Origin of the sequence: Bradyrhizobium sp. YR681, assembly GCF_000282615.1 — a bacterium.
In the GTDB taxonomy this organism is placed as follows: Bacteria; Pseudomonadota; Alphaproteobacteria; order Rhizobiales; family Xanthobacteraceae; genus Bradyrhizobium.
On record NZ_AKIY01000288.1, the window covers coordinates 1 to 24,792 of the forward strand.

Sequence of the window (24,792 nt, forward strand, 5' to 3'; positions counted from 1 at the left end):
TGGCGGCCCCGCCGGTAGACGACGCGCCCGGCTGAGGGAAGGTCTTGGCTTGGCGCGCCGTGCCGGCACTCCGGGCAGCTCCGCCGCCTCAAGCTGAGTTCCGAAACCGGAGCAGATTTCTTTTCGGTGTTAAGGAGTCCCGCACGTCCAAAAGACGACGATGTCGCGCGAAGACGGCGATATCGCGCGCACTGCGCATATCCCCGGCCGAGAGCGCTGTTTGCTGCACGGTTCGAATCCTGCAGCGAGCCGCCGGCCGCCCCGTCGACCGAGCACGGTCAAACCGTGCTCGATCCGCGATTTAGTTGGTGTTCAGGGCGGTGCCGTTCTTGAGGTTCAGCCTCAGGATATGGGCATTGTTGGTCGTGACGATCGTATCGTCCGCCGTGGCAACCACCGTTCGGACGAATTGCAGGAATTTCGCCGTTTCCACCGTCGCTGCGTTGGCCGCAAAGAGAACGTCCTTGTCGCGCATATCGAACTTGGTCGCGAGGAAATATCCGGCCGGATCGCGGAAGTCCACATTGTAAACGACCGGGACGAGAGGTCCGACATACTTCGAACCATCGACGCCAAGACGCTCGGCGAGTTCGCGCGGTTCACGGCGGTAGACGTAGACGCCGGCCGGCTCAGCCTGCGCGTCAAGCAGACCGCCCGCCTTGGCCATCGCCTGTGCCATCGTGATTTTCCACATATCGAACGGGAATTGTCCCTGCTGGCCCGAGGCGCCAAAAGCCAGGAACACCTGAGGCTCGCGGTAGACATAGATCGAGTCGCCGGGATGCACCCAAACATTGTTCAGGGGCGAGAATACCACTGAGCCAAACGGCACGGTCGCACGCCTGCCATTTCGCTCGAGCGTGACCCACGTTTCCCAACCCGGCCCCTTCGGACCACCTGCCCGTGTGATCGCGTCCAGAACACGCTCGCCCGCAGCATTCGCCGGGAAACGGTTCGGCTGATTGACCTCGCCCAGAACGCTGATCAGTGACGTGTTCTGAGTAATCAGCGCCACCACAACCTGCGGTTCGATGGCACGATTTCCAATGGACTTGACGATGTCCTGCTGCACCTCGGCCGGTGTGCGGCCGACCGCCCGGACCGCGCCGGCATAAGGCACGGTGATGTTGCCGGCGGAATCGACATTCTGGTTGGGCAGCGACACGAAGTTACCGGGGCGCACGCCCGCCTCGGCGGGGATAAACAGACCGCCCGCAGCCGCTTCGAAAATAGTCACGGACACGACGTCGCCGATGCCGAACTTGATGGTGTCCGGCCGCCTCTTGTCGGGGAACGATCCCGCCAAAGCTCCCGGGCCGTACTCCTGAAGTACGCCGACAACTTCCGGCGTCAACTTCACCACGGCATAGCGAGGACCGGAGCTGGTTTGTTCGGACTTGACCTGGAAGTCTTGGGGACCAGAACTCGGCATGATCGAGCAACCTGCGCAAAGCAGCAGGAGGCCGGCTAGCGCGGCGCGCTGAAAATACTCAAACTTCAAGCTTACCATCCCCAATTGACGACGCACGATTGCGGGAAAACCGTAGCTGAGTCAATCAGTCTCGGGGTCTTCGTGCCGTTTTGCGAAGCATGTTGCGCGCCCGCTACACACCTCGACTATATGACAAAATAAAAGGCATCGGCGACGTCATTCGCCGCCGATGCCCTCCGAGTGTGAACGTGCGTTAGTAAACGTTCCTGTTATGAACGACCTCGAAGCACGTCATCATGATGATCTTGATATCCAGGGTGAGCGTCCAATTGTTGATGTACCAGATGTCGCAATCGACTCTGCCCTTCATTTGCTCGACCTTGGCGGTCTCACCTCGGTATCCCCTGACCTGGGCCCACCCGGTGATCCCGGGCTTCACGTGATGCCGGAACGCATATTCGGAAAGCAGGTCACCGTAATGATCGTCGTGCGCAAGCGCGTGAGGCCGCGGGCCGACAAGCGACATATCGCCCAAAAGCACGTTCAAGAGCTGCGGAATCTCGTCAATGCTGGATCGACGAAGAACTTTGCCGACCCGCGTCACGCGAGGATCGAACCGCTGCGCCTGAGTAACCACCGCACCATCCTCCATAACGGTCATGGAGCGGAACTTGAAGATCGAGAACTGCTTCGCGTTGAAACCGTTTCTCTTCTGACGGAAGAAAACCGGCCCCGGCGAGTCGAGCTTGACGGCGACCGCGGTGAGAATCATCAGCGGGGCCAGAATGAGCAGGCCGATGCTCGCCCCGATGACATCCACAACGCGCTTGGCGAACTGCTCCCATTGCGAGAGAGGCCCTCTCTGAACTTCGACGGACAGAGACTTCCCCAAACGGTAAGATGGATTCGAAGCGACGGAGCGGATGCGCCGGTCCGGCAAGAGGCGAACGGGTAATGGAGACACCCTGAGGCGATCCCGGATCAACTCCAGCTTGCGCGTATCATTCCATGGCAAAGCCAGCACGATTTCATCGACCCCGCGATCGCGCGCAATCGACAGCGCATTCTCCAGGGCGCCCTCCTCGTCCTCGGTCATCGAAAAACCGCCAACGCCTTCAGAGGACAACGTCACGCGATCAACCTCGGCAAGGCCGAAACGCTCGAGCAGTTCATCCTGCCCCAATGCAGCGAGCTCGGAACGCGTGCCGAGCAACACCGTCGCCCGCCCCTGGACGCGCCCCTCGCTGACAGCGCTCAGCACCAGCCGCTTGGAGAAACGACGAGAGATGATCAGCAGGCAAAACGCGAGCGTTCCATAGCACAGCACCGACCCGCGCGAGAAAGATGCTCCCACCTTCATCAGGAAGGCGAGTTGAGACAGCAGAAGAATGACGAGCGACCACTGCAGGAAGATCCGGGCAGCATCCTTGCGCCTCGAGAAGACCGCTCGCAGATCATAGAAGCCGCTGGAATGTCCCAGCAACACATAGATCAGCGCAGACATGATGCCGGCGCCCAGCAACTGCTCCGGACTCTTGAAATCACCGTTCACGGCAATCTGGTATAGAGCACCTCCAGCAATGCTGGAGAACGCGATCACCGCTGCATCCACGGACATCAGCAGGTACTGGAGCGCCGCGTAGGGGAATTTCCGCCCTAACGCCGGCAAGAGCCAGGATCCGTTCTTGGGCGTTTCATGGACTTGCGAACCACGAAGACCTTTGTCCGGCACAACCAAGGCGTCGGTGATCGACTCCTGAGGTACCATGAATCACCTCGTATGTTCGGCAAAGCTACAAACTTAACGGGTACTAAAATACGATCTCGCACTGCATTACAATAAATTTGCGCATCGCAACAGATCAAATTTTATGGCAGCTAATGCCAAAGAATTAATCATGTCGTCAAGACGAAATTCGCCCGAATTTGCAATGACAAGGCAGCAACAATGCAATGCAGAATTGTTCTCCTCGCGATGCTCGGTGTTTGGCTGGTCCAAGCGCGCATGGCGACCGCTCAAGATTGTCCAAATTGCGGCAATCCCCTCGCGCAGCCCCAATTCAGCCAAAGCACGACGCTCGCGGACGGATGGCGGCTGGTGAAGAGCCGCAATCCGAGCGGAGGAGGCGAAATCGTCTCGGTCATGCATGCGGTCGATACCGCGAAGTCCGACGTCGGACTTGCAGGCATGAGCCTGCGATGTGGCGCAATCGGCCCCGAAGTGATCCTGATTTTACTGGATCCGGTTCAAACGACGGGACGCCTCCCGGTGACCCTGAAGACAGGTTCGATAAAGACCCAGTTCGAAGCATCGGTGCTGCAGGACGGACGCGCCATCTTGCTGCCCCTCGCGGCAACGGCCGTCTCGAACGCCGCCAAAAGAGGCACCACCGAGATCTCCATAACGGTCGACACGCAACCTCAGACGATTAACGGAATCGTACCGCTGACCGGTCTGTTGAGTGCTTTGAATTCACTGTCTGTACACTGTTCAGGGAAGTAGCGACGCCGCGACGCGCGATTCGACGGAGGTCTGAAGCAGAATTCATCGTCTCTTAAGTGGCGGAAAAGAAGGTGCAATCGGGGAGCTTGCTCATGTTTGCGATTGCCATCTTCTTGTTTCTGGTCTGCGCGGTACTGGCGTGGAGCTTTCGGGTCTGGATACTCATTCCGATCTCGGGACTCGCTGTCATCACGCAGGTGATCTCGGATCTGATCGGAGGAGCAAGCATCGGGACGATGCTGGGGTCTGCGCTCGTCATGGCGTTCGTCCCGCAACTCGGCTTTGTGCTGGGCTTGTTTACACGCTACGTCCTGTTCGCCATGCGCGCACCGCTGCCCTCCGGACATCCGGAGAGCACGATCACAAAACTTTACAAGCAGAACTCCGATTCATACAGTGTGGCCAAACTACGTCGTGGCTCCGACACCCTGTAGGCTGCTCCACTGACGCGATAGTTCACGGCATACGCTGCAGATCGGCGAACACCACTGCAGTCGATGTGCCGCCCGCGAGAGGTTGGCAGGATTGTCGGCACCACTGATCTGCTTGATTCTGCTGATAACCGCGACGCCTGCCTTTGCGATAAGCAATCAAGCTCTCGGCCGAGATATCAGCCTGACCGCCGCCGCGATCATTCTGGTCCTGGTCGCGCGCGAAGCGCCGGAAAAACTCGGCTTCGTCTTGCAGCGGCTGAAAGTGTTCTGGCTTGCCGCCGCCGTGCCCCTGGCGTGGCTGGCGTTTCAACTGCTTCCCCTCCCCGAGGGATCGCTGACCAACGCCTTGTGGTCGGCCGCATCGACGGCACTGGCCGAGCATTGGACCAGCGGGCACGTTACGATAGACATCGACGCCACGTTTCGCAGCATGATCACCTATCTCGGCGTGCTGGCGCTGACGATTGCCGCGGCGGTCATCGGACGCGATCGTGCCCACGCCAAGGATCTTCTGACCGCCCTCAGTGTCGGAGCGACCCTCACGGCGATCCTGCTATTGGTCGCCCGGTCCAATCCCAATATCGGACTGCCGGCGCCGGACAGCACCGGCGGAAACGCCATGACCGCGATCACCGCGATGGCGATCATCGCGAACGGCTGCATCCTCGTCATGACCACGGGTCAGACCGACGCCGGCTGGTCGTTCGACCGCCTGGGATTTACTGCGTTCGCCGCCTTTGGAATCGCGATTTCATTCGTCGCACTGGAGGCCGCCGGATGCTTCGCCCTGTCGGCTGCGGCGCTGGCCGGAATCGCCGTCCAGGGCTTTGTCGTGCTTGTACGTCGCTTGAAACTCCGCTCTTGGCAGGCCTTTTCGCTGTTTCTGGTGCTGGCAGCCCTCGCGATCAGTGTCGTGGCCGCCCGAAATCCGAGCCTGATCGATCTTGCAGACCGCGCTGGTCCGGAAGACCTTGCAGACGTTCAAAGAGCCCTCTCCGAGGCCCCGTGGCCGGGCTCCGGAGCCGGCACATTCGGCTATGCCATGCAGATGTACCGAAGCTTCGGTCTGCCGCCCATGTTGATCGCCCCCTCAACAGTCATCGCGGTCTCGGCGGAATGGGGGCGCGCCGCATTGTGGCTCATGATCGCCTCGGTGACGCTGCTCTGCCTTGCGCTGTTCTGGGCGACCTTGCGACGGTCCCGCGACACCCATTTTCCCCTGTTCGCCGCAACAGTCCTGCTCGTGGCGCTATGCCAGGCCTTCCTCGACCCGAGCCTTCGGAGCAGCGTCGTTCAGACGACCATCGCCATAGCGATCGGGCTTGGCTTGTCGCAAAAAGTGGGCGAAGGCCGCCGTTCCAGCGCGGACTGATCCTAGACCCTGCGGTCCGCGATCGTCGTCCACAGCTTGCTGCTGTTCGGCAATTGCATGCGGACCCATCGATAGGGCGCCCGGGACCACGGCCTCAGTTGGGCATTGAGATTGTCCAGGACAACGTCGCCCTCGTTGGTTCGGACCACCAGCACGAGGTGATGCTCGCCGCCGGGAACGACCACTTCGCTCAGCAACAGCACGCGAGCGGGCCAACCACGCTTCAGCAACTCGTGACGCTTGGTGACCGCATAGTCGTTGCAATCGCCCCGGGCCGGATTGAGAACCCAGGCCTCCTCGGCCTCGTTGTCGAGCCGAGCCGCCACGATGTCGCGATTGACCGCTTCGTTGACCTGCTTCAGATCCTTGAGCCGCTCAGGCGTAAGCTGGACCGGACCTCCGCGAAACAGGGGCCGACTACGGCATTCCGCCTCGTACCGGTGGCAGAAGCGGTTGAAAGCCATGGGGGGTAATGCAGGCGCGTCGAATTTGATGCGCTGGATGAGGGGCCGCAAGCCTATGGTTGATCCCAGCAGGCCAGCGGCCGCAGGTGCTGCAAGGCACCAGGAGGCGATTGCAACGGCCAGGCTTGCCGATATTCTGCGCATGTCTTTGCTCCCCGCTTTCGGGAGAAGCTAAGCTGGAGACCTTGAGATTCTGGGCGCTCGATACGGCCAAATTGGTTCAAGAAACTCACGTTTCTTTACGGACTTATTAACTATAAGTGTCAGACAACGTTTAGAAGTACGCCACCCCTTAATGGTTCCTCCCCCTCCGGACGGCAAGGAGCCTTGGGCTCGCAGATGTTAAGATCGTCCCGCGCCAAGAGTTCGGCACCCAAACCAAGGTTGCCGGACGGTATTCGTATTTATGCGATCAGCGACATCCATGGCTGCTCCGATCTGCTCAGAACCCTGTTTGAGGTGATCGACCGCGATCTGATGACCATCGGCCGACGGCGGGCGCTTCACGTCTTCCTTGGCGACTATATCGACCGCGGACCGGACTCCTCGGGGACGATCGACCTTCTGATTGATCGCGCTCGGAGGCACGAATCGATCTTCCTCAAGGGCAATCATGAAGAGTTCCTGTTCGAGGTGCTGAGAGATCCCGAGATGCTGCAGAACTGGAGACAGTATGGCGGCCTCCAAACCCTAAGCTCCTATGGCATTCAGCCTCCGCTGAATCCGACCGTCGAGGAACAAAAAGAGCTGATAGAACGGCTTGCATTGGCGATCCCGATGCATCACCGGATGTTCTTCGAAAGGCTCCGCACTCGTTTCGTATGCGGGGACTTTTTCTTCGTCCATGCGGGCATCAAGCCTGGACTGCCCCTGGCCAGTCAACGCGAGGAAGATCTTCTCTGGATTCGAGACGAATTCCTGCTCAGCGAGAGGAAATATGAGAAATACATCATCCACGGTCATACTCCCGTCCGTGAGCCGGACATTCGGCCAAACCGCGCCAACATCGATACGGGCGCCTACGCCACCGGCAATCTGACGCTCCTGACCATCCAGGGCCACCAGCTGCTGGCCCTCTAACGCGACCTGTTGTCCCGAATGGTTTCACACCCCCTATTTCGCGCGACCCTGATCGTTCTGGCCGCCGCGATCGGCTACGAGGGAATCAGTGCGATGATTTCCGACATCGCCGACATGCGCGCGTCGGTTGCAGCCAAGACCAATGCAGTTGCACAGGCGCAGCCCGACGGGCTCGCCGCGCGCTCCAGCTATGACCGCGGCACGGCTCGCGCCGTTGCCGACGCGCTGGAAATGCTGCGCGGGCCGGCCAACGGCTCACTCCAAAGCAAGGACGTCGATCGCGTTGGCCACACGCTTCGCCCGGCACTGGCGCGCGCGCCCCATGACGCACTTCTCTGGCTCGGCCTGGCCGCATGGGAGACTGGTCGCGCCCCCAACAGCTCGGCCGGCGCGGAGCCATTGAAAATGGCCTATTTCACGGCCCCGAACGACGCCCGATTGATGGCGATGAGGCTTGAGATCACAACGCGAATGAGCGGCCCCATCGATATGCAACTCAAACAGCTTGCCGAGGGCGACGTGCGGCTGATGCTGACGCGTCAACCTGACCAGCGCGCAGCCGTGGTTTCGGCCTATCGACAGGCGTCAAACCAGGGAAAGACATTGCTCGAAGACGCTGTTCGGGCCACGGACCCGTCATTTCTGAAGCTATTGCGCGGTTAGAGCCTTTCATCGAGACGCCCTGCCTGCACGCCCAGGAGGATATTGATCCTGCCCGGCCCAAAGACTAAGGTCGTTGCCAGATCAGACAGGAAATTGGCAATGCGATTTGGATTGGGGTTGTGCTTGGTGTCGGCTCTGACGGCGTGCGCGGGTTCCGCGCTTGCTGCAGATTATGCGGTTCCCACCGAGCGACGTGTCGCGCAGATCACCACGATCGACCGCGGACCGAATCCTTATTGCGGACCCAAATATGGCTGTCCGATCGTGGTTCGAGTCCGGCACCGCAGCCTCGGCATGGGTTATCCCTCGAGCTTCGATCCCCGCACCCGGGGTGAGCCGCATTACTTCTACGGGCCGATGCGGACCTACGTGGAGTTCGTCGACCCGCTGTTTCCCGAGCGGGTCTCGGCCTACTGACCAATCGATGTTGCGGGCGCGCAGTCGCAAATTTGACGCTGGCCGGACCTTCTGCAATTCTCGCGGTGGCCGTTCATCCGACTTGAGAGGCTGACCCGATCAATTGGCTGCTGATTGCAGCCGGTCATTCAGTTGGTCCCCTGACCGGACCTGTATTGCGGAAAGCGGCTCAGCATCGCGGCCTTCAGAAACTTGAAGTGCGCGATCGAGGCGCCGAGCTCCTTGAGGCGTCGCTGGCCGTTCAGGATCTCCTTGTCGAACAGATCCTGGTGGTGATTGTCGAGCGCCTCGCGCTCGAGATATTCGTCGTCGCCATTGCCGAAGGTCACAGCCGCCCGCGCCAGCACGTCCTCTACCCGGCGATTGAGGCCCGACTGCTCCCGCTCCGCCGCGTGAAGGGCGTCCTCGATCGCGATCATGATGGCCTCGATGCGGGTGCGATCGGTCTCGGCGTCACGCTCGGGCGAGCGCGCACGGAACGTCTGCTCTCCCCCGAAACGGTCTTTCAGGAAGTTATGGGTGCGGGCCCGCAGGAAGAGCTGAAACATGCGCGCATTTTCCGGTTCGAGGCGCCAGACCAGAAAATGGGCCCGGGATGGTTAATAAAGGTTGAATCCGTCGCGTCGCTCTGTGCGGCTTTGCGCCATCCAGGCCCTCCAGGCGCCATCGTGCTTCTCGTAGAGCTCGAGCCGGCGCCGCTCGCCGGCATCCGGCCACACGACGCGGCCGTCGGGCGCGGCCTGCGCCCCGCCCGGTGCCTGCCCGCTGTCGAGCCGCTCGAACTCGAACGTCTCCTCTGGCGTCAGGCCGATCAGGACCCGCCGGCCTCCCGCATCGACGAAATACCGCCGCGGCGCCGCGTCCGTCGGACCGGTCGTGGGCTCTGCCTGAGTTCCCGTCATGATCCACTCCCCCTGCCGTGATCCAAGCGAGCGCCGCCCTCCGGTTGTAAATCCTCAGAATGCCCGCCGCACCCTCATCAATGAATTATTCTGCCGGAACGCGATGGTGCTGTAGGGCCGGTGGAGTGGATTGCGTTCCACGCGCTCGCGCTGTCCCCACGCGCGCGTCGCATAGCCCGCACCAAAGCCGGCGAGGATGGAGACCAGGATCACGACCAGCATCATTCGAATTTCTTTCCGATGGCATCTCGTCTTCGTGACGCATCAGTCTCGTCTTCGAGTTGTGTCGAGATCATGATGAGCCCCGCTGATTTTCTTGTCATGCCAGAGATTTTTTGGGCAGCAGCGTGCTTGCGAAGTGGACGATCGCGCGCTCAGCTGAAGAACCAGAGGAACAGTCTCACCAGCAACAGCGTGATGAAATACACCCAGCCCGCCATCGCAATCAGCGCAACGCTGAAAAATGCGCCTTCGAATGCCCGATCTCTGATCTTGGAGAGGGGAAGTGCCGCTAGCGCTTTCTGAAGCATCTCGGTCTTCTTGATTTGTCGATTTTGATTCTGCGACTTTGTCGTCGCCGTTCGCGCGAACTTAGCCGAACGAATTCGACGATCTCGTGACGCTCGCCTCGGTGAAAGCGCAATGCTGCTCGTCGCGATCGTCGATCGCGTCAACGCGGCACGATTAGATCCGTTCTCGTTCAAAGCCGTTGCACGCGGCGCGCGCCGCGATTCAATTCAAATTGATTCCGCGAATCTGCGGCGCGATTTCGCAACAGATAATTCCTGATCGCGCGCAAGTGTTGACGCGGAGCGAAGCATTCGGTTTTGCGATGTCGCCCCACGGGACGAGGCGGGACGTGTCGCGCCGGCTTCGGCGGCCGGCTCACATCATTGACAGGGGCGAGCGGGTCCGATCGGAGGCTCAGAACCGGCTTGCACCCGCCGCCCCATCCTTTATCAAGTGGAGGTTGCGGACATCGGCTTGGATTTTAGCTTGGATTTGGGCGCGGTTTTGGGCTTGGTCCGGGTTTGGGCCTCGAGGGCATATGAAGGGCATCATCCTGGCAGGGGGAACGGGTTCCCGGCTTTATCCCGTCACCGCCGTGGTGTCGAAGCAGCTTCTGCCTGTCTTCGACAAGCCGATGATCTATTATCCGCTGTCCACCCTGATGTTCGCCGGCATCAGGGACATCCTCATCATCACCACGCCGCAGGACCAGCCGCTGTTCCAGCGGCTGCTCGGCGACGGCTCCGAGATCGGCCTCTCCTTCTCCTATGCCCATCAGGACAGCCCGCGCGGACTGGCGGACGCCTTCATCGTCGGCCGCGACTTCGTCGGCAAGGACCCGGTCGCCCTGGTGCTGGGCGACAACATCTTCTACGGCAACCGCCTGCCGGAGATGCTGATCCAGGCCGCCTCGCGCGGGCATGGCGCCACGATCTTCGGCTATCCCGTCAACACGCCGGAGCAATATGGCGTGGTCGAGCTCGACGCGAGCGGCCGGGCGTTGTCGATCGAGGAGAAGCCCGCGCAGCCGCGCTCCAACATCGCCGTGACCGGGCTCTATTTCTACGACAACGACGTACTGGACATCGCCGCCGGAATTGCTCCCTCCCCGCGCGGCGAGCTCGAGATCACCGACGTCAACAGGGTCTATCTCGAGCGCGGAGAGCTGTTCGTGTGGCTGATGGGCCGCGGCATGGCCTGGCTGGACACCGGCACGCACTCCTCGCTGGTCGAAGCCAGCCATTTCGTCCAGATCCTCGAGCAGCGCCAGGGGCTGCGCATCGCCTGTCCCGAGGAGATTGCGCTGCGGCAGGGTTACATCTCCCTTGAAGCCTTCGAGAAGCTGGCGCAAAAGAATGTCAGGAGCAGCTACGGCCAATATCTGCTGTCGGTCTACCGCTCGTTCGGGCGCGAGGCGGGCGGCGCCTGAAGCAGAGACCGCATGCGCCTTGACGGCATCACCATCTTCGTGACGGGCGGTGCGGGCTTCATCGGCTCGGCCGTGATCCGTCATCTGCTAGCGGACACCGGCGCGCGTATCGTCAACATCGACAAGCTGACCTACGCGGCCAACCTCGACTCGCTGCCGGGGGCCTCCACGCATCCGCGCTATGTGTTTGCGCAACAATGCATCGGCGAGAGCGCCGGCCTGCGCGCGCTGTTCGAGACGTACCAGCCGGACGCGGTGATGAACCTCGCGGCAGAAAGCCATGTCGACCGTTCGATCGACGGCCCGGCGGAATTCATCCAGACCAATGTGGTGGGCACGTTCACCCTGCTCCAGGAGGCACTGCGCCATTGGCGGGGGTTGACGCCGGAGCGAAGCGCGCGCTTCCGCTTCCTTCACGTCTCGACCGACGAGGTGTTCGGATCGCTCGGCGGCAGTGGCCAGTTCAGCGAGGACACCGCCTATGCGCCGAACTCGCCCTATTCGGCGAGCAAGGCGTCGTCCGACCATCTCGTCCGCGCCTGGCGGGAGACGTACGGCCTTCCCACCATGGTGACGAACTGCTCGAACAATTACGGGCCCTATCATTTCCCCGAAAAGCTGATCCCGCACATGATCATTCGCGGACTGGCGAGCGAACAGCTGCCGGTCTATGGCGACGGCGGCAACGTCCGCGACTGGCTCTATGTCGCCGATCACGCAGAAGCGCTGACGCTGGTGCTCGAGCGCGGCGTCATCGGCGAGACCTACAACATCGGTGCACGCTGCGAACGGACCAATCTCGCCGTGGTGGAGCGCATCTGCGATCTGCTCGATGAGATCTCGCCCGGCGCCGCCAGGCGCCGCAGCCTGATCAGCTTCGTCGCCGACCGGCCCGGCCACGATCTGCGCTACGCCATGGATCCCGGCAAGATCGAGCGCGAGCTCGGCTGGCGCCCGCGCGAGGATTTCGACAGCGGGCTTGCCAAGACCGTCCGCTGGTTCTGCGACAACCGGACGTGGTGGCAGAACATCCTCGATCGCGGTTACCGTAGCGCGCGGATCGGACTCGGCTGACGAAAACACCGTGATACTACGGAGTGATAAACGCCGATTTCATCGCGGTAAGGTTGAGCAGTTAGCTTAATCCGCGTTGTTTGTTGCGAACGCCGAAGGATCGCATATCCATCGTCTCACCGGGCTCCCCCAAGCCCGGCCCCACCCAAGCAAAGCCGTCGAGCGAACATGGGTCCGCTTGGCGGCTTTGTCGTTGTGTCGACGAGAGGATGGTTTCGGTTATGGCGCGCAGGCCCTGGTCGTTCAAGGAAGACCGCCGGCTGATGGAATTGGCCAAGTCTTCGACTTCGCTGGAAGAAGCAGCGAAACTTCTCGGGCGTTCGCCCGATGCGATCAAGCGCATGGCCTTGCGGCTCGGCCTGTCGCTGAAATCCAAGGGCACCAAGAAGAACTAGCGCAAAAGCTTGCCTTCTGCGCCCCGGCCACGTGCGACAATCCCTCGACGTGCACGCACCTCGACGGCCTCCGCCAGCTCGAGTCTCGCGCCCGCGCAGGCCGCGACTGGTTTACGAATTCCTATCGATGGAACTCTGGGCTACGCACCGCATTATCTGCGAAAGAAATGCAGGAGGCAGAGTCCGTGATGGCGAGCTCTTTCCTTTCAGTAATCTCGATCTGGTTTGCGATTAACATCCTGTTCCTGGTCATGAGATTGTGGGTCACCAGAGAGGCGAGCTGGGATGTCGGTGTGGACCGAAACCAGCTGAGAACCGCCTACGCAAGGTCGAGGCCGCGCCGCCGCGCTTGAAGTCGCCTCGCCGCCCAAGACGAGCCTTTATGAGTAGCTTCGGTTAAACGGCTCCGGTTCGGAAAACACCGCGAGTCCATGCAACCGGAAGCACTGGTTCTAAACCTTATCTTAGCGCCTCGTTGGTTAAGGTCCGGGTTATCCTTTCTTAACCGGTAAGGCCGGGATGGCATCGGCACGGTCGAAATTCACGCTGGTGGCGCTCGTGCTTGCAAGCATGGCGGCGTTCACCCTCGCCGGTCATGTCGCCGTGACACGCTTCATCCACGACCAGCAGGCGCACCAGCTCGACGAACTGACCGATGTCGTGCTGCGCCGGTCCGAATTCGCCGTCGACTTTGCCGCCGCAAGCCTCGACGAACTGGCAGGCCGCGGGCTCGCCACGTGCGATGCCGCTTCGCTCCAGGCCATCCGTCTGCACGTCTATCAGCGATCCGCTGTGAAGGATGTCCGCCTCGTCAATTCGGACGGCTCGGTGATCTGCTCGGCCTATTCCGAGACGCTCGAGTTCGACAGGGGCTGGGCCGATCGCGGCGACATGCTCGCCTCGCGCGATTCCGGGTTGATGCTGTTCCGCGTCGAGCAGTTCGGTGGCGACGCACTTGGCGTGCTCAGGGACATCGGCAACAACAAGGCGCTGGTCGCGATCCTCGGCGTCAACGCCAACCTGTTCGACATCATGCCGGCCGAGCTCCGCGCGCATGGCGAAGTGCTGCTGGCGCTCAACAACGGCGCGCAGCTCGGCGAATTCATGCTCGACGCCAACAAGGCGCTGCCGCATCCGGTCGAGTTCGCCAGGAGCTCGGCGCGCTATCCGCTGCGCACCGTCATCCGCATCGACAGGACCGTGCTCTCGACGTGGAATACCGAGGCTTACTGGCCGGCAATGGCGGTTGCGATTGCGCTCGGCCTGCTGTTCGGCGTGCTGTTGTCGCGGACCCGGCGCATGGAGGGCCCTGTCGCCGACCTCGATCGCGGCCTGGCGCGCGGCGAGTTCAGGCCGTATTTCCAGCCGATCTTCGATCTCAGGACGGGCCGGATCAAGGGCTGCGAGATCCTCGCGCGCTGGCTGCGCGAGGACGGTTCGATCGTCCCGCCGATGAACTTCATTCCGCTGGCGGAATCCAGCGGACGCATCGAAGCCATGACCTGGCAGATCCTGGGCCGCGCATTGACCGACCTCCAGCCTCACCTCAAGGCCGACAAGGAGTTCAAGCTGTCGTTCAACGTCGTGCCGAAGCACCTCCTGAGCGAAGGCTTCGTCGGAGCCCTGCGCAGCGCGGTCGCCGCGATGAAAGTGTCAGCGCGACAGATCGTGGTCGAGGTGACCGAGCGCGACGAGCTCGACGATCTCGCGCGCGCGGCCGCCGTGGTGCGCGAGCTGCGCGACTACGGCTTCCGCGTCGCCATCGACGACGTCGGCGTCGGCCACAGTGGGCTGTCGCGGCTGAAGGGGCTCGGCGCCAACACGATCAAGATCGACAAGTTCTTCGTCGACACCATCACGGTGGACGCCTCGACCACGACGATCGTGGAAATGCTGGTGGCGCTCGCGAGAGATTTCCACATGACGGTGGTGGCCGAAGGCATCGAGACCGAGGAGCAGGCCAGCGCGCTGATCTCCTGCGGCGTCGAAGAGGGCCAGGGCTATCTCGTCGCGGCGCCACTGCCGCTCAAGAAATTCTGCGAGCTGGTTGAATCGCGGCACATGACGAGCGCGGCCGCAACGCCGGACGGCACCGTAGCGCTGGTGGCCTGACCGATCGCCGCCCCGATTCTGGACAGTCGGGCGACACGCTCCGCGCCACGACGTCCCCTTGCGAACCACCAGTCACAAACGCCGCAGCGACCCGCGGAACTTAACGATGTTCTCGGCTTTCGGAAGCGTCGCGGCGAGCGACCGGCTATCATGCTGCAATGCGTCGTAACCATTTCATCGCAGCCGCGGCAATCTGCCTCGCGCTCATCGTCTATGCCACGCTTTCCAAGCTGTCGGGCAGGCCTGCACTCATGGGCCATGCCGAAGCCTATTGGGTGGTCATCATCGAGCGCTTCAGCGCCTATTGCCTGCTTGGCTTTCTGGTGTCTTTCCTCCTACCGGGGCGCATCAAGCTGGCGAGCGCCCTCGTGATTGCCGTTGCGGTCAGCCTCGAGCTATTGCAATCGCTGGTGCCGGATCGCGATCCTCAATTTATCGATGTCCTGCAAAAGGCTGCCGGGGGCACTGTTGGCGTTCTGCTTGCCCAGACGATTTTGGCGTTCCTGCCGAGACCGCCGGCCTAGAGCAGCCGAAAGGCTCTACTTCGCCATCTGCCCGCGCAGCTCACCGCCTGGATTCGCCGCCGTGTGGATGTTCGCATACCATTTGCCGGCGAGAAGATCCGCGGCCTGCGTATCGGTGAGAGTTGCCGTGCCCTGGATTGGACTTTCCGTTGACTTGAATGGAAGCGCGATTCCGGCGTTCTTGCCGGCCTCGCCGGGTCCATGGAAGTGTGCTCCCAACGCCGGTCCGCTGAGACCGGTATAGGTGACCGTGTAGGTCAGAAACCTGGTATCGCTATCGAAGCTGGCCTCGGCCTTGCCGGAACCGGAACTCGTGTTCGGCGGCACCTCATTGCTGCCCTTCAATTCGGCCTGCAACTTAACCACCTCGGCGTTAGTGATGGTCGAAAGACCGAGCGGGAGCGCAGCAACCATCGCACCCGCCAGGTAGAGGGCTTTCTTCATGACATCATCCTCCCGATCGTGACCATTCTGGCCGGTCCGATGTGGAACACCGGCGGTCACACCAAATTCCGGCGGGATGATTATGCCTGATTCGAGCGGAGCCTACCGTGCCGGCTCACGCCACTCCACGTCGCAGGCCCCGGTAATCGTTTGAGCGGCCCCCGGACATCTGCTGGTGAGTATCGCGCAGCGCCCCGATCGCGTCATCGAGATCGAATTCCGCTTCGCGAATGGTCTGGAAGAACCGGGCCATCAATGCGAGGTTCAGCTTGACGCGGGTCGTCCCGTCGCGGCTTTTGCGGCGATCGAGCGAGAGATGCATCGCCTGCATCCTGGCCTCGGTAGCGCTACAGCCGCTGAGCGTCGCGAGTTCGTCGTATGTCATCCAGATTTGAGGCATGTCCCTGTCCGTCCCTTGTTATGGCCTCAACCTAAATTTGACCTCTAAAGGCACGGTTGCCGCGATCCGGGCGTCCGGAGTTTTCGCGACAACAGCGTCAATGCAACGCTAAGACACCGGCGTCTTGGGCGGCGTGAACAGATGACGCGACCGCGAGCGATGGTCGAGGCCCTTGGGCAGCTTGTCGGCGTTAAGCTTGACCACGGCGCCTCGGGCGTCGGCGACCGGCGCGGCTTCCTGGCTGTAGATCAGCGTCGCCTCGAACGTCACGTCGGGCGCTTCTCTGGCCGTTCCCGAGCAGGTCGCCACCGCGCCGTTGCACATGCCCGCAAGACTGACCTCGACCTCGTCCAGCCCGAACACGCTCGGCGGGCCATCAGCATGCCGGTTCACGGTGAGGACTGCCGAGAAACGCCTCTCCTCGACACAATACGAGCCGCCATAGGTGAAGAAGCTGTCGCTGCCGGAGATCCGGCCCTCGGCCAGATCCACCAGACCCGTGCCCTGGCCACGCGGGGTCCTGAACCAGGCAGCGTATTTGCCGTCTTTCAACATGGAAAATTTCTCGACGTGAAAATTGATGTGTATTTGCGACCAACTCTGGGGCGCGACAATGACCGAAGTGCCAGCCCTTTGGGCAAGGTTAATGCCCCGAAAATCCAATCCATCGAATTGCCGCCGACGCGCAAGGCGGGGCCGGCACCAACATCAAAACAATTCTATGCCGTCATCGGCGGCCTCGACCGCCTCGACCCGCCGCGTGGTGGCGATCGACGCAAGCCCGAGCCTTTGCAGGAACTCGCGGTGGACGTCGCGCTCACGTTCCATCGTGTAGCGGGCGAACAGATCGTCCAGGATGGCCTCGTCATGCGCTTGCGGACGCTGCGCGCCCGCACTCGCGGTCTCGAGGCGCGCGGCAACCGCGGGTAATGCCGCGGAACCTTCGCCGAGCCTGTTCATCAGGCCTTGCGCGGAATTCATCAGGCCTTCGAATTCGGCACCTTCGTCGACGAGCCGGCTCATCAGCTTGCCGAGCCGGTCGTTGCCGGCCTCGACCTCGCGCAGCGCCTGGAGGATCTGCGGCTCGAGTTTTGCGAGCTGCGTCCGGTCGCCCCGCACGCGGAGCTCCCTCAGCTTCTTGGCGGAGCGCTCGATACCATCGAGCACGGGCCGCAAGCGTCCGGCGCCCACCGAGACCTGGTCGGCGGTCGCCTTGAGCTCGTTGGCGATCACGACGAAGGCGCTGCCGCGGCTGCCGAGATGGCTGGCCTTGAGGCCGGCATTCATGCCGATCAGCGTGATGTCGACGGTCGCCTCGGCAAGGCCTGCGATCGCCTGGCGAAATTTCGCCAGCGTGTCCTCGACGATGGCCAGCGCCTCGTCGACCGAGCGGCCGGCGCTCTCGCACGTCGCAATCAACGTCGAGGCGTGCGCCAGCGTCTGCTTGATGCGCGCGAGGAACGATGACGAGCCACCAGCTTCGCCGCCGAACAGCGTGCGGCCATTACCGACGACGCTGCCCGCGTCGTGCAGGATCGCCGTCAATGCTCGGACGATCTGGCCGATATCGCCGCCGAATTCGCGCTGGGCGTCCCGAAGCAGGGCCGCCTGCAACTGGCAGATCGCGCGCGCGCCGTCGTCGCTCGCAATCGGTTCGGGAACGAGGCTCGGGGACGATCCCGACGCGAGGCCGAGGCCGTGACAGACATGCTCGAGGCGCTGGCGCGTGCTGTCGCCCGCCTGCAAGGAAATGATGGCACCGCCGACCGCCTCGGCGATCTTCCTGGTGCTGGCGCTTGCGAGGTCGGCGAGCTGGCTGCTGTTGCGGCGCTGGTCGCGCAATCCGGAATAGGCTTCGCCGAGTTCGGCGCTCTCCGATACCAGTTGGCTCCGGTAGCGGCTCTCGAATTCCTTCTGCCGCCCGGACGCGGTGGCGACGGCTTCCGACAGGCGCTGCTGGTCTTTTGCGCAGCCCTCGATCGAGCCCTGCACGGCCCTGCCGAGATCGTAAGCCTCCTGCGTGAAGGCGAGAAAGCCTTCGCGGTCGCCGTCGAGCGAGGCCGCCTCGATCCGCGCGCTGCGCGCAATGATGGTGATCATCCCGATATGCTTGAACAGCGGCTTGAGCAGGGACGATGCCTCGGCGGTGCTGGTACCAATCGTCGCGAGCAGCGCGCTCTCGGCCGGCAACGCCTGCGCGAGCTCGCTGAGCCGCGCCGAAATCTCCTGCAACGCGGTGGCAGCGCCCTCGATCTCGGCGCCGGCGAGTTCCCCGGCGAGCGTCGCGAGACCCAGGTTCAGTTCCTTGAAGATGATCTGGCCGCGGCCGAGTTCCTGACCGACGCGCGCGAAGACGTCCTCGATGCGCGAGGAGACGTCCTCGATCGCGGCGGTCGCTTCAGTAAGCGTGTTGGTCGGAATGGAAGACATTTGCGATCAGCCCACCGCCGCCACATGCCCGGCCTGGTACCAGAGCATGATCTCGCGCGGAATGTGGTGCAGCGACACCACCTTCTCGACGCCGCCATGGGCGATGGCTTCCTTGGGCATGCCGAACACGACGCAGCTTTCTTCGTCCTGCGCGCGGGTGGAGGCGCCGAGCTTGCGCATCTCCAGCATGCCGCGCGCACCGTCGTCGCCCATGCCGGTCATGATGACGCCGAGCGCATTGGCGCCCGCATGCTGGGCGGCCGAGCGGAACAGCACGTCGACGGAGGGACGATGCCGCGACACCGGCGGGCCGTCCTTAATCGCGATCTGGTAGCGCAGGCCGATGCGCTGGAGCAGCATGTGGCGGGCACCCGGCGCGATATAGGCGCAACCCGGCAGCACCGGCTCGCCGTCCTCGGCCTCCTTGACCCGAATCTGGCAGACGCTGTCGAGGCGCCGGGCAAAGGCCGCGGTGAAGCCTGCCGGCATGTGCTGGACGATGACGATGGGAGGACAGTGCGGCGGCAGCATCTCGAGCACGTCGTTGAGCGCTTCGGTTCCACCGGTCGAGGCCCCGATGCACACGATGCGCTCCGTGGTCGGCCGGACCTTGCCCTGCACGGGCGGCGGGATGATGGCGTCGGCGGTAAGCTTCTTCTCGATCGTCCGGCGTTCCGAGCGCGGCCGTACCCGCGCGCGCGCTGCCGACTTCACCGCTTCACGCAGCCGCGTGGAGCATTCGAGCAGTGCCTGCCGCGTGTCGATCTTCGGCTTCGGTACGATATCCACGGCGCCGGCCTCGAACGCCTCGAACATCACGTTCGAGCCTTCTTCGGTGAGCGAGGAGCAGATGATCACGGGAATCGGACGCTGCGCCATGATCTTGCGCAGGAAGGTCATGCCGTCCATGCGCGGCATTTCCAGGTCGAGGATCATGACATCAGGGATTTCGTTCTGGAGACGACGCGCCGCGGCAAACGGATCGGACGCCGCGCCCATCACCTCGATATCAGGGTCCTCATTGAGGATCGTTTGCAGGATTTGGCGCACCGACGCCGAATCGTCCACGATCAGTACGCGAACTTTCTCCCTCGGCATTCTGGTTGCGCTCCGGCTAGACCTGGAAAATGGTTGGCTGCACTTGCTTCAAACCCGGCACGGCACTGTGAATCATCGATTCCGAATGCCCGACCAGGAGATAGCCGCCGGGCCGCAAATGGCTGCACAATTGCTCGATCACCTTGCGCTGCGTCTCGCGCTCGAAATAGATCAGGACGTTGCGGCAGAAAATGATGTCGACATCGCGGTCGACCGGATAGGACGCATCCATGAGGTTCATCCGCATGAAATGCACCATGCGCCGCAATTCCGGCACCACCCGCACCTCGCCGCGCGACTTGTCCCGCGACGACAGGAAATATCGCTTCACGAACGGCTCTGGCACCGGTGCAAGCACGTCGCGGGTGTAGATCGCGGTCTTGGCGAGGCGCAGCACCGCCGTTGAAATATCCGTCCCGAGAATGCGGTACTGGAAGCGCGAGCCATTCCGGGTCATGTCGTCCAGCACCATGGCGGTGGTGTAGGCTTCCATGCCGGTCGAGCTCGCCGAGCTCCAGATCTTCAGGTTCGCGCTCTTGCGCCCGTGCAGCTTGAGCAGGGCCGGGATCGCGACATCGCGCATGAAGGTGAAGTGCTGCGGCTCGCGGAAGAAGTCGGTCTTGTTGGTCGTCACCACATCGATGAGATGCGTGAGCTCGGTGTCGAAATGTTCGGCCTCGAACAGGTTGTCGACATATTCGTTGAGGTCGGAGAAGTTCAGCGCGCGCACCCGCTTGTGCAGCCGCCCCTCCAGCATCAGCCGCTTGCCCTGCGGCAGCTTGATGCCGACCTGGCCTTCGATCAATTCGGCGATGGTCCGGAAGTGGCGGTCGGACAGATGCACGGCCGTATCCTGCACGGCGGGCATCATGGCTGAATGCTCCGATCCGCGATGGCCGCCTGCACTGAATGTCGGGCCGAACGGGCCATCTTGAATCCCACGCGTTTACGCCAGTTATTGAAGTCGGATCGACCCACCGGTGAAGGGGTGGGCCGATCCCTGGAAGAGTCCTAGCGCTGGAAGTCGGCGTCCCGATCGTCCTCGCCGTCATTCATGTCGAAGGCAAAACCGCCGCCACCGGCCGCCTTCATGGCGCGCACCGGCTTGGCCTGCGGCCGCTTGGCCGGACGCTCGGCGGCCGCCATGTGAGCGGCCTTGGCGCGCAGCTGGTTCACCGCGCGATCGATCGGTGCGGCCGCCTGGCTGCGTCCCTGCTCGATCCGGAAATAGGCGATGGTCGACTGGAGCTGCTCGGCCTGCGAGGCGAGCTCTTCCGAGGTCGAGGACACCTGCTCGGAGGCGCTGGCGTTCTGCTGGCCGACCTTGTCGAGCTGCTGGATCGCCTGGTTGATCTGGGCCGAGCCTACGTCCTGCTCGCGGCAGGCCGCGGTGATCTCCTCGACGAGCTCGGCCGTCCGCTTGATGTCAGGGACGAGCTTGGAGAGCATGTTGCCGGCTTCCTGCGCAACCTTGACGGTTTCGGTCGACAGCGTGCCGATTTCGGCGGCGGCCGCCTGGCTGCGTTCGGCGAGCTTGCGGACCTCGGAGGCGACGACCGCAAACCCCTTGCCGTGCTCGCCGGCGCGCGCGGCCTCGACCGCGGCGTTGAGCGCGAGCAGATCGGTCTGGCGCGCGATCTCCTGCACGATCGTGATCTTCTCGGCGATGGTCTGCATTGCGTTGACGGCGCGGCCGACGGCGGCACCGCTGGCCTCGGCGTCCTTGGCCGACTGCGCCGCGATCTTCTCGGTCTGGTTGGCGTTGTCGGCGTTCTGCTTCACATTCGAGGCCATCTCCTCCATCGAGGAGGAGGCTTCCTCGGCGGACGAGGCCTGTTCGGTCGCGCCCTGCGAGAGCTGCTCGGCGCTCGCCGAGAGCTCCTGGCTGCCGGCGGAGACGTTCTGCGCGGCGGTCAGCGCTTCCGACACGATCTGGCGGAGCTTTTCCACCATGCGCTCGAGCGCGAGGCCGAGCGTATCCTTGTCCGACAGCGGCTTGGCTTCGACCGTGAGATCGCCCTGCGCGATCTGGTTGGCGAGCGCCGCCGTCGCATTCAAATTCACGGTCATCGCGTTCAGCGACTTGATGAGATCGCCGATCTCGTCATTGCTTGAGGATTCGATCTTGTGGCTGAGGTCGCCGATCGCCACCGCGTCCGCAAGGCCGACGGCCTGAGCCAGAGCACGGCTGATGTTGAGCGCAATCCAGGTCGCGGCAACCACGGCGATCAGCAGCGAGGCGATCACCAGGCTCATCAGCAGCATCTCGGCGCGGGCGCCGTCCTGCTTGGCCTGTTCGGCCTGCTCGGCCATGTTCTTCTTGACGTTCTTGATGTAGCCGTCGGCCGCGTCCAGCGCGTCCGCGACGACCTTGCGGCCGTCATGCATGGAGCGATCCAGCGCCTTCGGCTTGTCGGTCTTGGCAAGCTGAACCGTCTCATCCTGATAGGCGTTCAGCTTGGCGAACGCGACGTTGAAGACCTCCATCAGCTTCTTGCCGCCTTCGCTGGCCGCGGCGTAGATCTCGTCCTTGGACCTGGCCACCGCTTCGCGGTTCTTGATGAGATCGGCCCGGAACTGTTCGTGTTCCGCATCGGACGCCGCGAGAATCGAGTTCTTCTCCGCACGCACCAGGAACAAGATGCCTTCCTTCAGCTCGGCGGCCTTTTCCATGCGGCCTGCACGGCTGACCAGAACCTCGGTGGTGCCGACCATGTCGGCCAGCTTCATGTAACCGATCGCGCCGGCGATCATGGACAGCAGGATGACGATGCCGAAGGCGCTGGCAAGCTTGGCTTTGACGGTGAATCTCATGTCAGTCTCGTTGGTTCGAATTGGGGTGCTTACGCTTGACCACGCACTTGCAAACTCAGGCGGCGCGAGATGAATCCGCTGCCGCGTTACGCCCTTCCGGAATCTCGTCATGTGCCATCAGCTTGGCGAGATCGAAGATCACGACGAATTTCTCGCCCTTGCGGCCAATGCCGGCAGCATAATCGGACTGCCATTTGCCGCCCACTTCGGGGATCGGCTCGATCGCCTGCTCGTCGATGTCAGTGACCTCGAACACGCAGTCGGCGACGAATCCGACGCCGACCAGACGGTCCTTCATCGGCACGTCGAGGATGATGATGCGGGTCGCCTCCGTCGCCGCCACGGCCGGCAGGCCGAGCTTGGTCCGGAGATCGACGATCGGGTAACCGGCGCCGCGCACGTCGATCATGCCGAGCAGGAAGTTCGGCGCATGCGGCAGGCGCGAGATCGGCCGCATGTCGAGAATTTCCCGGACATTGCGGATGCTGATGCCGAACGTCTCGCCGGCGAGCCCGAGCGTCAGATATTGCGAGGTGGCGGCCATGTTGCAGTTCCAAGTCAGATGGTTTTCAGATTGCAATCAGCGTTGGAACTCGGCGTCACGGTCGTCCTCGCCGTCATGCATGTCGAAGGCGAAGCCGCCGCCACCAGCGACCTTCATCGCGCGCGCCGGCTTGCGGGCAGGTGCGGGCTTCTTCGCACCACGGTCCGCGGCCGCCATGTGAGCGGCCTTGGCACGGAGCTGGGTGACGGCGCGATCGATCGGCGCAGGCGCGGCGGCCTCACCGCGGCCGGCATGCTCGATCCGGAAGAACGAGATGGTCGACTGAAGCTGCTCGGCCTGCGAGGCGAGCTCCTCGGAGGTCGAGGACACCTGCTCGGAGGCGCTGGCGTTCTGCTGGCCGACCTTGTCGAGCTGCTGAATCGCCTGGTTGATCTGGGCGGAGCCGACGTCCTGCTCGCGGCAGGCTGCCGTAATCTCCTGGACCAGCTCTGCGGTCTTCTTGATGTCGGGCACGAGCTTGGACAGCATGTCGCCGGCCTCCCGGGCGACCTTCACGGTTTCGGTCGACAGCGTGCCGATGTCGGCCGCCGCCGCCTGGCTGCGTTCGGCGAGCTTGCGTACTTCGGAGGCGACCACCGCAAAACCCTTGCCGTGCTCGCCGGCCCGCGCGGCCTCGACCGCGGCGTTGAGGGCGAGCAGGTCGGTCTGGCGCGCGATCTCCTGTACGATCGTGATCTTCTCGGCGATCGTCTGCATCGCCTGGACGGCACGGCCGACAGCGACGCCGCTGGCTTCGGCGTCCTGTGCCGATCGCGCCGCGATCTTCTCGGTCTGGTTGGCGTTGTCGGCGTTCTGCTTCACGTTCGAGGCCATCTCCTCCATCGAGGAAGAGGCTTCCTCGGCGGATGAGGCCTGCTCGGTCGCGCCCTGCGAGAGCTGCTCGGCGCTGGCGGAGAGTTCCTGGCTTCCGGCGGAAACGTTGCTGGCCGCGGTAAGAGCCTCCTCGACCACCTGCCGGAGCTTTTCCACCATCACGTTCAGCGATTTGACGAGATCGCCGATCTCGTCATTGCTGGAGACGTTGATCGTCTGGCTGAGATCGCCGCCCGCCACCGCGCCGGCAAGGCCCACCGCACGGCTGAGGCCACGGGAAATGCTGATGGAGATCCAGATGGCGGCGATCAGGCCGATCACAAGCGACGCCAACACGGCCGAGATCAGCAGGATGTGGGCGCGATTGCCATCCTCGTGAGCCTGCGCCGCCTGGTTGGCCATGTTCTTTTTGGAATTCATGACGTAGGCGTTGGCGGCTTCCATGGCGTCGCCGACGGCCTTGCGGACATCGGTCATTGAGCGCTCAGCCGCCTTCGTCTTGTCGGTCCGGGCGGTCTTGAGGGCGTCATCCTGAACCGCGTTCATCTGCGCATAGGCGGTGCCAAAGGTCTCGATGAGCTTCTTGCCCTCGGCGGACGCTGCCGCATGGATCTCTTCCTTCAGCTTCAGAAGCGTCTCGCGCTGCTTGGCGATCTCCGCGATGAAGCGTTCTGCCTCGCTGTCGGGCGCGAGCAGGAGGTTCTTCTCAGCACGAACCTGAAGGAGAATCCCCTTCTCGATTTCGGCAGCTCGCTCCATGCGGTTGGCGCGCGACACCAGGCTATCGGCGGTGTCGATCATCTCGGTCAGCTTTACATAAGCGAGGCCGCCCGCCGCTATCGAGAGCAACAGAACCACACCGAACGCACTGGCAAGCTTTGCCTTGACCGTAAATCTCATTTCCAGCCCCCAACCCA

At 62.8% G+C, this 24,792-nt stretch carries 28 protein-coding genes; 12 read left to right on the top strand and 16 right to left on the bottom strand.

Annotation, left to right across the window (positions count from 1 at the left end):
* Positions 1–301: 301 nt before the first annotated feature.
* On the bottom strand, positions 302–1,510 hold the full coding sequence (locus PMI42_RS31075) for a polysaccharide biosynthesis/export family protein (protein ID WP_157195846.1): 1,209 nt from the start codon (positions 1,508–1,510) through the stop codon (positions 302–304).
* 175 nt (positions 1,511–1,685) lie between these two features.
* The gene (locus PMI42_RS31080) at positions 1,686–3,200 is read right to left on the bottom strand and encodes an undecaprenyl-phosphate glucose phosphotransferase (RefSeq protein ID WP_008142265.1); all 1,515 of its coding nucleotides are present in this window, start codon (positions 3,198–3,200) and stop codon (positions 1,686–1,688) included.
* Positions 3,201–3,437: 237 nt separating this feature from the next.
* Here PMI42_RS31080 and PMI42_RS31085 point away from each other — a divergent pair, with 237 nt between their 5' ends.
* The 3 genes from PMI42_RS31085 to PMI42_RS31095 all read left to right on the top strand — a co-directional run bounded on the left by PMI42_RS31085 (position 3,438) and on the right by PMI42_RS31095 (position 5,741).
* On the top strand, positions 3,438–3,935 hold the full coding sequence (locus tag PMI42_RS31085) for a hypothetical protein (RefSeq protein ID WP_162137430.1): 498 nt from the start codon (positions 3,438–3,440) through the stop codon (positions 3,933–3,935).
* Positions 3,936–4,027: 92 nt separating this feature from the next.
* Positions 4,028–4,369, top strand: coding sequence for a hypothetical protein (locus tag PMI42_RS31090; protein ID WP_008142267.1), 342 nt, complete (start codon positions 4,028–4,030; stop codon positions 4,367–4,369).
* Between the two features lie 91 nt (positions 4,370–4,460).
* Positions 4,461–5,741 (top strand): O-antigen ligase family protein, encoded by a 1,281-nt coding sequence (locus PMI42_RS31095; RefSeq protein WP_008142268.1) that lies wholly within the window; start codon positions 4,461–4,463, stop codon positions 5,739–5,741.
* A gap of 2 nt (positions 5,742–5,743) precedes the next feature.
* On the opposite strand, the gene PMI42_RS31100 is transcribed toward PMI42_RS31095, so the two are convergent.
* The gene (locus PMI42_RS31100; protein ID WP_008142269.1) at positions 5,744–6,349 is read right to left on the bottom strand and encodes a transglutaminase-like cysteine peptidase; all 606 of its coding nucleotides are present in this window, start codon (positions 6,347–6,349) and stop codon (positions 5,744–5,746) included.
* Between the two features lie 195 nt (positions 6,350–6,544).
* Between PMI42_RS31100 and PMI42_RS31105 the strand changes: the two genes are divergently transcribed.
* The 3 genes from PMI42_RS31105 (at position 6,545) to PMI42_RS39455 (ending at position 8,365) form a co-directional block, all read left to right on the top strand.
* Entirely contained in the window at positions 6,545–7,285 is a 741-nt protein-coding gene (locus PMI42_RS31105; protein WP_008142270.1) for a metallophosphoesterase family protein, read from the top strand.
* Between the two features lie 18 nt (positions 7,286–7,303).
* Positions 7,304–7,948, top strand: a complete 645-nt coding sequence (locus PMI42_RS31110; RefSeq protein ID WP_008142272.1) for a hypothetical protein — start codon at positions 7,304–7,306, stop codon at positions 7,946–7,948.
* A 264-nt stretch (positions 7,949–8,212) separates the two neighbouring features.
* Positions 8,213–8,365, top strand: a complete 153-nt coding sequence (locus PMI42_RS39455; protein ID WP_157195847.1) for a hypothetical protein — start codon at positions 8,213–8,215, stop codon at positions 8,363–8,365.
* Between the two features lie 128 nt (positions 8,366–8,493).
* Here the strand turns inward: PMI42_RS39455 and PMI42_RS31120 are convergent, their stop codons facing one another.
* The 4 genes from PMI42_RS31120 to PMI42_RS40200 form a co-directional block, all read right to left on the bottom strand.
* The gene (locus PMI42_RS31120; RefSeq protein ID WP_008142276.1) at positions 8,494–8,913 is read right to left on the bottom strand and encodes a hypothetical protein; all 420 of its coding nucleotides are present in this window, start codon (positions 8,911–8,913) and stop codon (positions 8,494–8,496) included.
* A 51-nt stretch (positions 8,914–8,964) separates the two neighbouring features.
* The gene (locus PMI42_RS39810) at positions 8,965–9,267 is read right to left on the bottom strand and encodes a hypothetical protein (protein ID WP_008142277.1); all 303 of its coding nucleotides are present in this window, start codon (positions 9,265–9,267) and stop codon (positions 8,965–8,967) included.
* Positions 9,268–9,321: 54 nt separating this feature from the next.
* The gene (locus PMI42_RS39460) at positions 9,322–9,492 is read right to left on the bottom strand and encodes a hypothetical protein (protein ID WP_008142279.1); all 171 of its coding nucleotides are present in this window, start codon (positions 9,490–9,492) and stop codon (positions 9,322–9,324) included.
* 149 nt (positions 9,493–9,641) lie between these two features.
* Positions 9,642–9,797, bottom strand: a complete 156-nt coding sequence (locus PMI42_RS40200) for a hypothetical protein (RefSeq protein ID WP_008142282.1) — start codon at positions 9,795–9,797, stop codon at positions 9,642–9,644.
* Between the two features lie 112 nt (positions 9,798–9,909).
* On the opposite strand from PMI42_RS40200, the gene PMI42_RS39470 reads away from it, so the two are divergent.
* The 6 genes from PMI42_RS39470 (at position 9,910) to PMI42_RS31150 (ending at position 15,311) form a co-directional block, all read left to right on the top strand.
* Positions 9,910–10,056, top strand: a complete 147-nt coding sequence (locus PMI42_RS39470; RefSeq protein WP_157195848.1) for a hypothetical protein — start codon at positions 9,910–9,912, stop codon at positions 10,054–10,056.
* Between the two features lie 259 nt (positions 10,057–10,315).
* Positions 10,316–11,206, top strand: a complete 891-nt coding sequence (gene rfbA / locus PMI42_RS31130; RefSeq protein WP_008142285.1) for a glucose-1-phosphate thymidylyltransferase RfbA — start codon at positions 10,316–10,318, stop codon at positions 11,204–11,206.
* A gap of 12 nt (positions 11,207–11,218) precedes the next feature.
* On the top strand, positions 11,219–12,280 hold the full coding sequence (gene rfbB / locus PMI42_RS31135) for a dTDP-glucose 4,6-dehydratase (protein WP_008142286.1): 1,062 nt from the start codon (positions 11,219–11,221) through the stop codon (positions 12,278–12,280).
* A gap of 221 nt (positions 12,281–12,501) precedes the next feature.
* The gene (locus PMI42_RS40205) at positions 12,502–12,675 is read left to right on the top strand and encodes a hypothetical protein (RefSeq protein WP_008142289.1); all 174 of its coding nucleotides are present in this window, start codon (positions 12,502–12,504) and stop codon (positions 12,673–12,675) included.
* A gap of 519 nt (positions 12,676–13,194) precedes the next feature.
* Positions 13,195–14,787 (top strand): EAL domain-containing protein, encoded by a 1,593-nt coding sequence (locus PMI42_RS31145; protein WP_008142292.1) that lies wholly within the window; start codon positions 13,195–13,197, stop codon positions 14,785–14,787.
* 158 nt (positions 14,788–14,945) lie between these two features.
* A complete protein-coding gene (locus PMI42_RS31150) occupies positions 14,946–15,311 on the top strand; it encodes a VanZ family protein (RefSeq protein WP_008142294.1) in 366 nt (121 codons plus the stop codon).
* A 15-nt stretch (positions 15,312–15,326) separates the two neighbouring features.
* On the opposite strand, the gene PMI42_RS31155 is transcribed toward PMI42_RS31150, so the two are convergent.
* The 9 genes from PMI42_RS31155 to PMI42_RS31195 form a co-directional block, all read right to left on the bottom strand.
* The gene (locus PMI42_RS31155; RefSeq protein ID WP_008142296.1) at positions 15,327–15,755 is read right to left on the bottom strand and encodes a CHRD domain-containing protein; all 429 of its coding nucleotides are present in this window, start codon (positions 15,753–15,755) and stop codon (positions 15,327–15,329) included.
* A gap of 115 nt (positions 15,756–15,870) precedes the next feature.
* A complete protein-coding gene (locus PMI42_RS39815) occupies positions 15,871–16,155 on the bottom strand; it encodes a hypothetical protein (RefSeq protein ID WP_008142298.1) in 285 nt (94 codons plus the stop codon).
* Between the two features lie 108 nt (positions 16,156–16,263).
* Positions 16,264–16,710 (bottom strand): hypothetical protein, encoded by a 447-nt coding sequence (locus PMI42_RS31165; protein ID WP_008142300.1) that lies wholly within the window; start codon positions 16,708–16,710, stop codon positions 16,264–16,266.
* 153 nt (positions 16,711–16,863) lie between these two features.
* Positions 16,864–18,585: a hypothetical protein gene (locus tag PMI42_RS31170; RefSeq protein ID WP_008142302.1), complete on the bottom strand. Its 1,722-nt coding sequence runs from the start codon at positions 18,583–18,585 to the stop codon at positions 16,864–16,866.
* A 6-nt stretch (positions 18,586–18,591) separates the two neighbouring features.
* On the bottom strand, positions 18,592–19,683 hold the full coding sequence (locus PMI42_RS31175) for a protein-glutamate methylesterase/protein-glutamine glutaminase (protein ID WP_008142304.1): 1,092 nt from the start codon (positions 19,681–19,683) through the stop codon (positions 18,592–18,594).
* Between the two features lie 16 nt (positions 19,684–19,699).
* Positions 19,700–20,554, bottom strand: coding sequence for a CheR family methyltransferase (locus PMI42_RS31180; RefSeq protein ID WP_008142306.1), 855 nt, complete (start codon positions 20,552–20,554; stop codon positions 19,700–19,702).
* Between the two features lie 140 nt (positions 20,555–20,694).
* Positions 20,695–22,497 (bottom strand): methyl-accepting chemotaxis protein, encoded by a 1,803-nt coding sequence (locus tag PMI42_RS31185; RefSeq protein WP_008142308.1) that lies wholly within the window; start codon positions 22,495–22,497, stop codon positions 20,695–20,697.
* Positions 22,498–22,552: 55 nt separating this feature from the next.
* Complete coding sequence (locus PMI42_RS31190; protein ID WP_008142310.1) at positions 22,553–23,041, bottom strand: chemotaxis protein CheW; 489 nt, start codon at positions 23,039–23,041, stop codon at positions 22,553–22,555.
* 36 nt (positions 23,042–23,077) lie between these two features.
* Positions 23,078–24,775 carry a methyl-accepting chemotaxis protein gene (locus PMI42_RS31195; RefSeq protein WP_008142312.1) on the bottom strand — a complete coding sequence of 566 codons (1,698 nt, stop codon included), beginning with the start codon at positions 24,773–24,775 and terminating at the stop codon, positions 23,078–23,080.
* Between the last annotated feature and the right edge of the window lie 17 nt (positions 24,776–24,792).

Coding starts and splice junctions, on each gene's coding strand:
- PMI42_RS31075 (WP_157195846.1), bottom strand. CDS start 1,510: ATGGTAAGCTTGAAGTTTGAGTATTTTCAGCGCGCCGCGCTAGCCGGC.
- PMI42_RS31080 (WP_008142265.1), bottom strand. CDS start 3,200: ATGGTACCTCAGGAGTCGATCACCGACGCCTTGGTTGTGCCGGACAAA.
- PMI42_RS31085 (WP_162137430.1), top strand. CDS start 3,438: ATGGCGACCGCTCAAGATTGTCCAAATTGCGGCAATCCCCTCGCGCAG.
- PMI42_RS31090 (WP_008142267.1), top strand. CDS start 4,028: ATGTTTGCGATTGCCATCTTCTTGTTTCTGGTCTGCGCGGTACTGGCG.
- PMI42_RS31100 (WP_008142269.1), bottom strand. CDS start 6,349: ATGCGCAGAATATCGGCAAGCCTGGCCGTTGCAATCGCCTCCTGGTGC.
- PMI42_RS31105 (WP_008142270.1), top strand. CDS start 6,545: ATGTTAAGATCGTCCCGCGCCAAGAGTTCGGCACCCAAACCAAGGTTG.
- PMI42_RS31110 (WP_008142272.1), top strand. CDS start 7,304: ATGGTTTCACACCCCCTATTTCGCGCGACCCTGATCGTTCTGGCCGCC.
- PMI42_RS31120 (WP_008142276.1), bottom strand. CDS start 8,913: ATGTTTCAGCTCTTCCTGCGGGCCCGCACCCATAACTTCCTGAAAGAC.
- PMI42_RS39810 (WP_008142277.1), bottom strand. CDS start 9,267: ATGACGGGAACTCAGGCAGAGCCCACGACCGGTCCGACGGACGCGGCG.
- PMI42_RS39460 (WP_008142279.1), bottom strand. CDS start 9,492: ATGATGCTGGTCGTGATCCTGGTCTCCATCCTCGCCGGCTTTGGTGCG.
- PMI42_RS40200 (WP_008142282.1), bottom strand. CDS start 9,797: ATGCTTCAGAAAGCGCTAGCGGCACTTCCCCTCTCCAAGATCAGAGAT.
- PMI42_RS39470 (WP_157195848.1), top strand. CDS start 9,910: ATGCTGCTCGTCGCGATCGTCGATCGCGTCAACGCGGCACGATTAGAT.
- rfbA (WP_008142285.1), top strand. CDS start 10,316: ATGAAGGGCATCATCCTGGCAGGGGGAACGGGTTCCCGGCTTTATCCC.
- rfbB (WP_008142286.1), top strand. CDS start 11,219: ATGCGCCTTGACGGCATCACCATCTTCGTGACGGGCGGTGCGGGCTTC.
- PMI42_RS40205 (WP_008142289.1), top strand. CDS start 12,502: ATGGCGCGCAGGCCCTGGTCGTTCAAGGAAGACCGCCGGCTGATGGAA.
- PMI42_RS31145 (WP_008142292.1), top strand. CDS start 13,195: ATGGCATCGGCACGGTCGAAATTCACGCTGGTGGCGCTCGTGCTTGCA.
- PMI42_RS31150 (WP_008142294.1), top strand. CDS start 14,946: ATGCGTCGTAACCATTTCATCGCAGCCGCGGCAATCTGCCTCGCGCTC.
- PMI42_RS31155 (WP_008142296.1), bottom strand. CDS start 15,755: ATGAAGAAAGCCCTCTACCTGGCGGGTGCGATGGTTGCTGCGCTCCCG.
- PMI42_RS39815 (WP_008142298.1), bottom strand. CDS start 16,155: ATGCCTCAAATCTGGATGACATACGACGAACTCGCGACGCTCAGCGGC.
- PMI42_RS31165 (WP_008142300.1), bottom strand. CDS start 16,710: ATGTTGAAAGACGGCAAATACGCTGCCTGGTTCAGGACCCCGCGTGGC.
- PMI42_RS31170 (WP_008142302.1), bottom strand. CDS start 18,585: ATGTCTTCCATTCCGACCAACACGCTTACTGAAGCGACCGCCGCGATC.
- PMI42_RS31175 (WP_008142304.1), bottom strand. CDS start 19,683: ATGCCGAGGGAGAAAGTTCGCGTACTGATCGTGGACGATTCGGCGTCG.
- PMI42_RS31180 (WP_008142306.1), bottom strand. CDS start 20,554: ATGATGCCCGCCGTGCAGGATACGGCCGTGCATCTGTCCGACCGCCAC.
- PMI42_RS31185 (WP_008142308.1), bottom strand. CDS start 22,497: ATGAGATTCACCGTCAAAGCCAAGCTTGCCAGCGCCTTCGGCATCGTC.
- PMI42_RS31190 (WP_008142310.1), bottom strand. CDS start 23,041: ATGGCCGCCACCTCGCAATATCTGACGCTCGGGCTCGCCGGCGAGACG.
- PMI42_RS31195 (WP_008142312.1), bottom strand. CDS start 24,775: ATGAGATTTACGGTCAAGGCAAAGCTTGCCAGTGCGTTCGGTGTGGTT.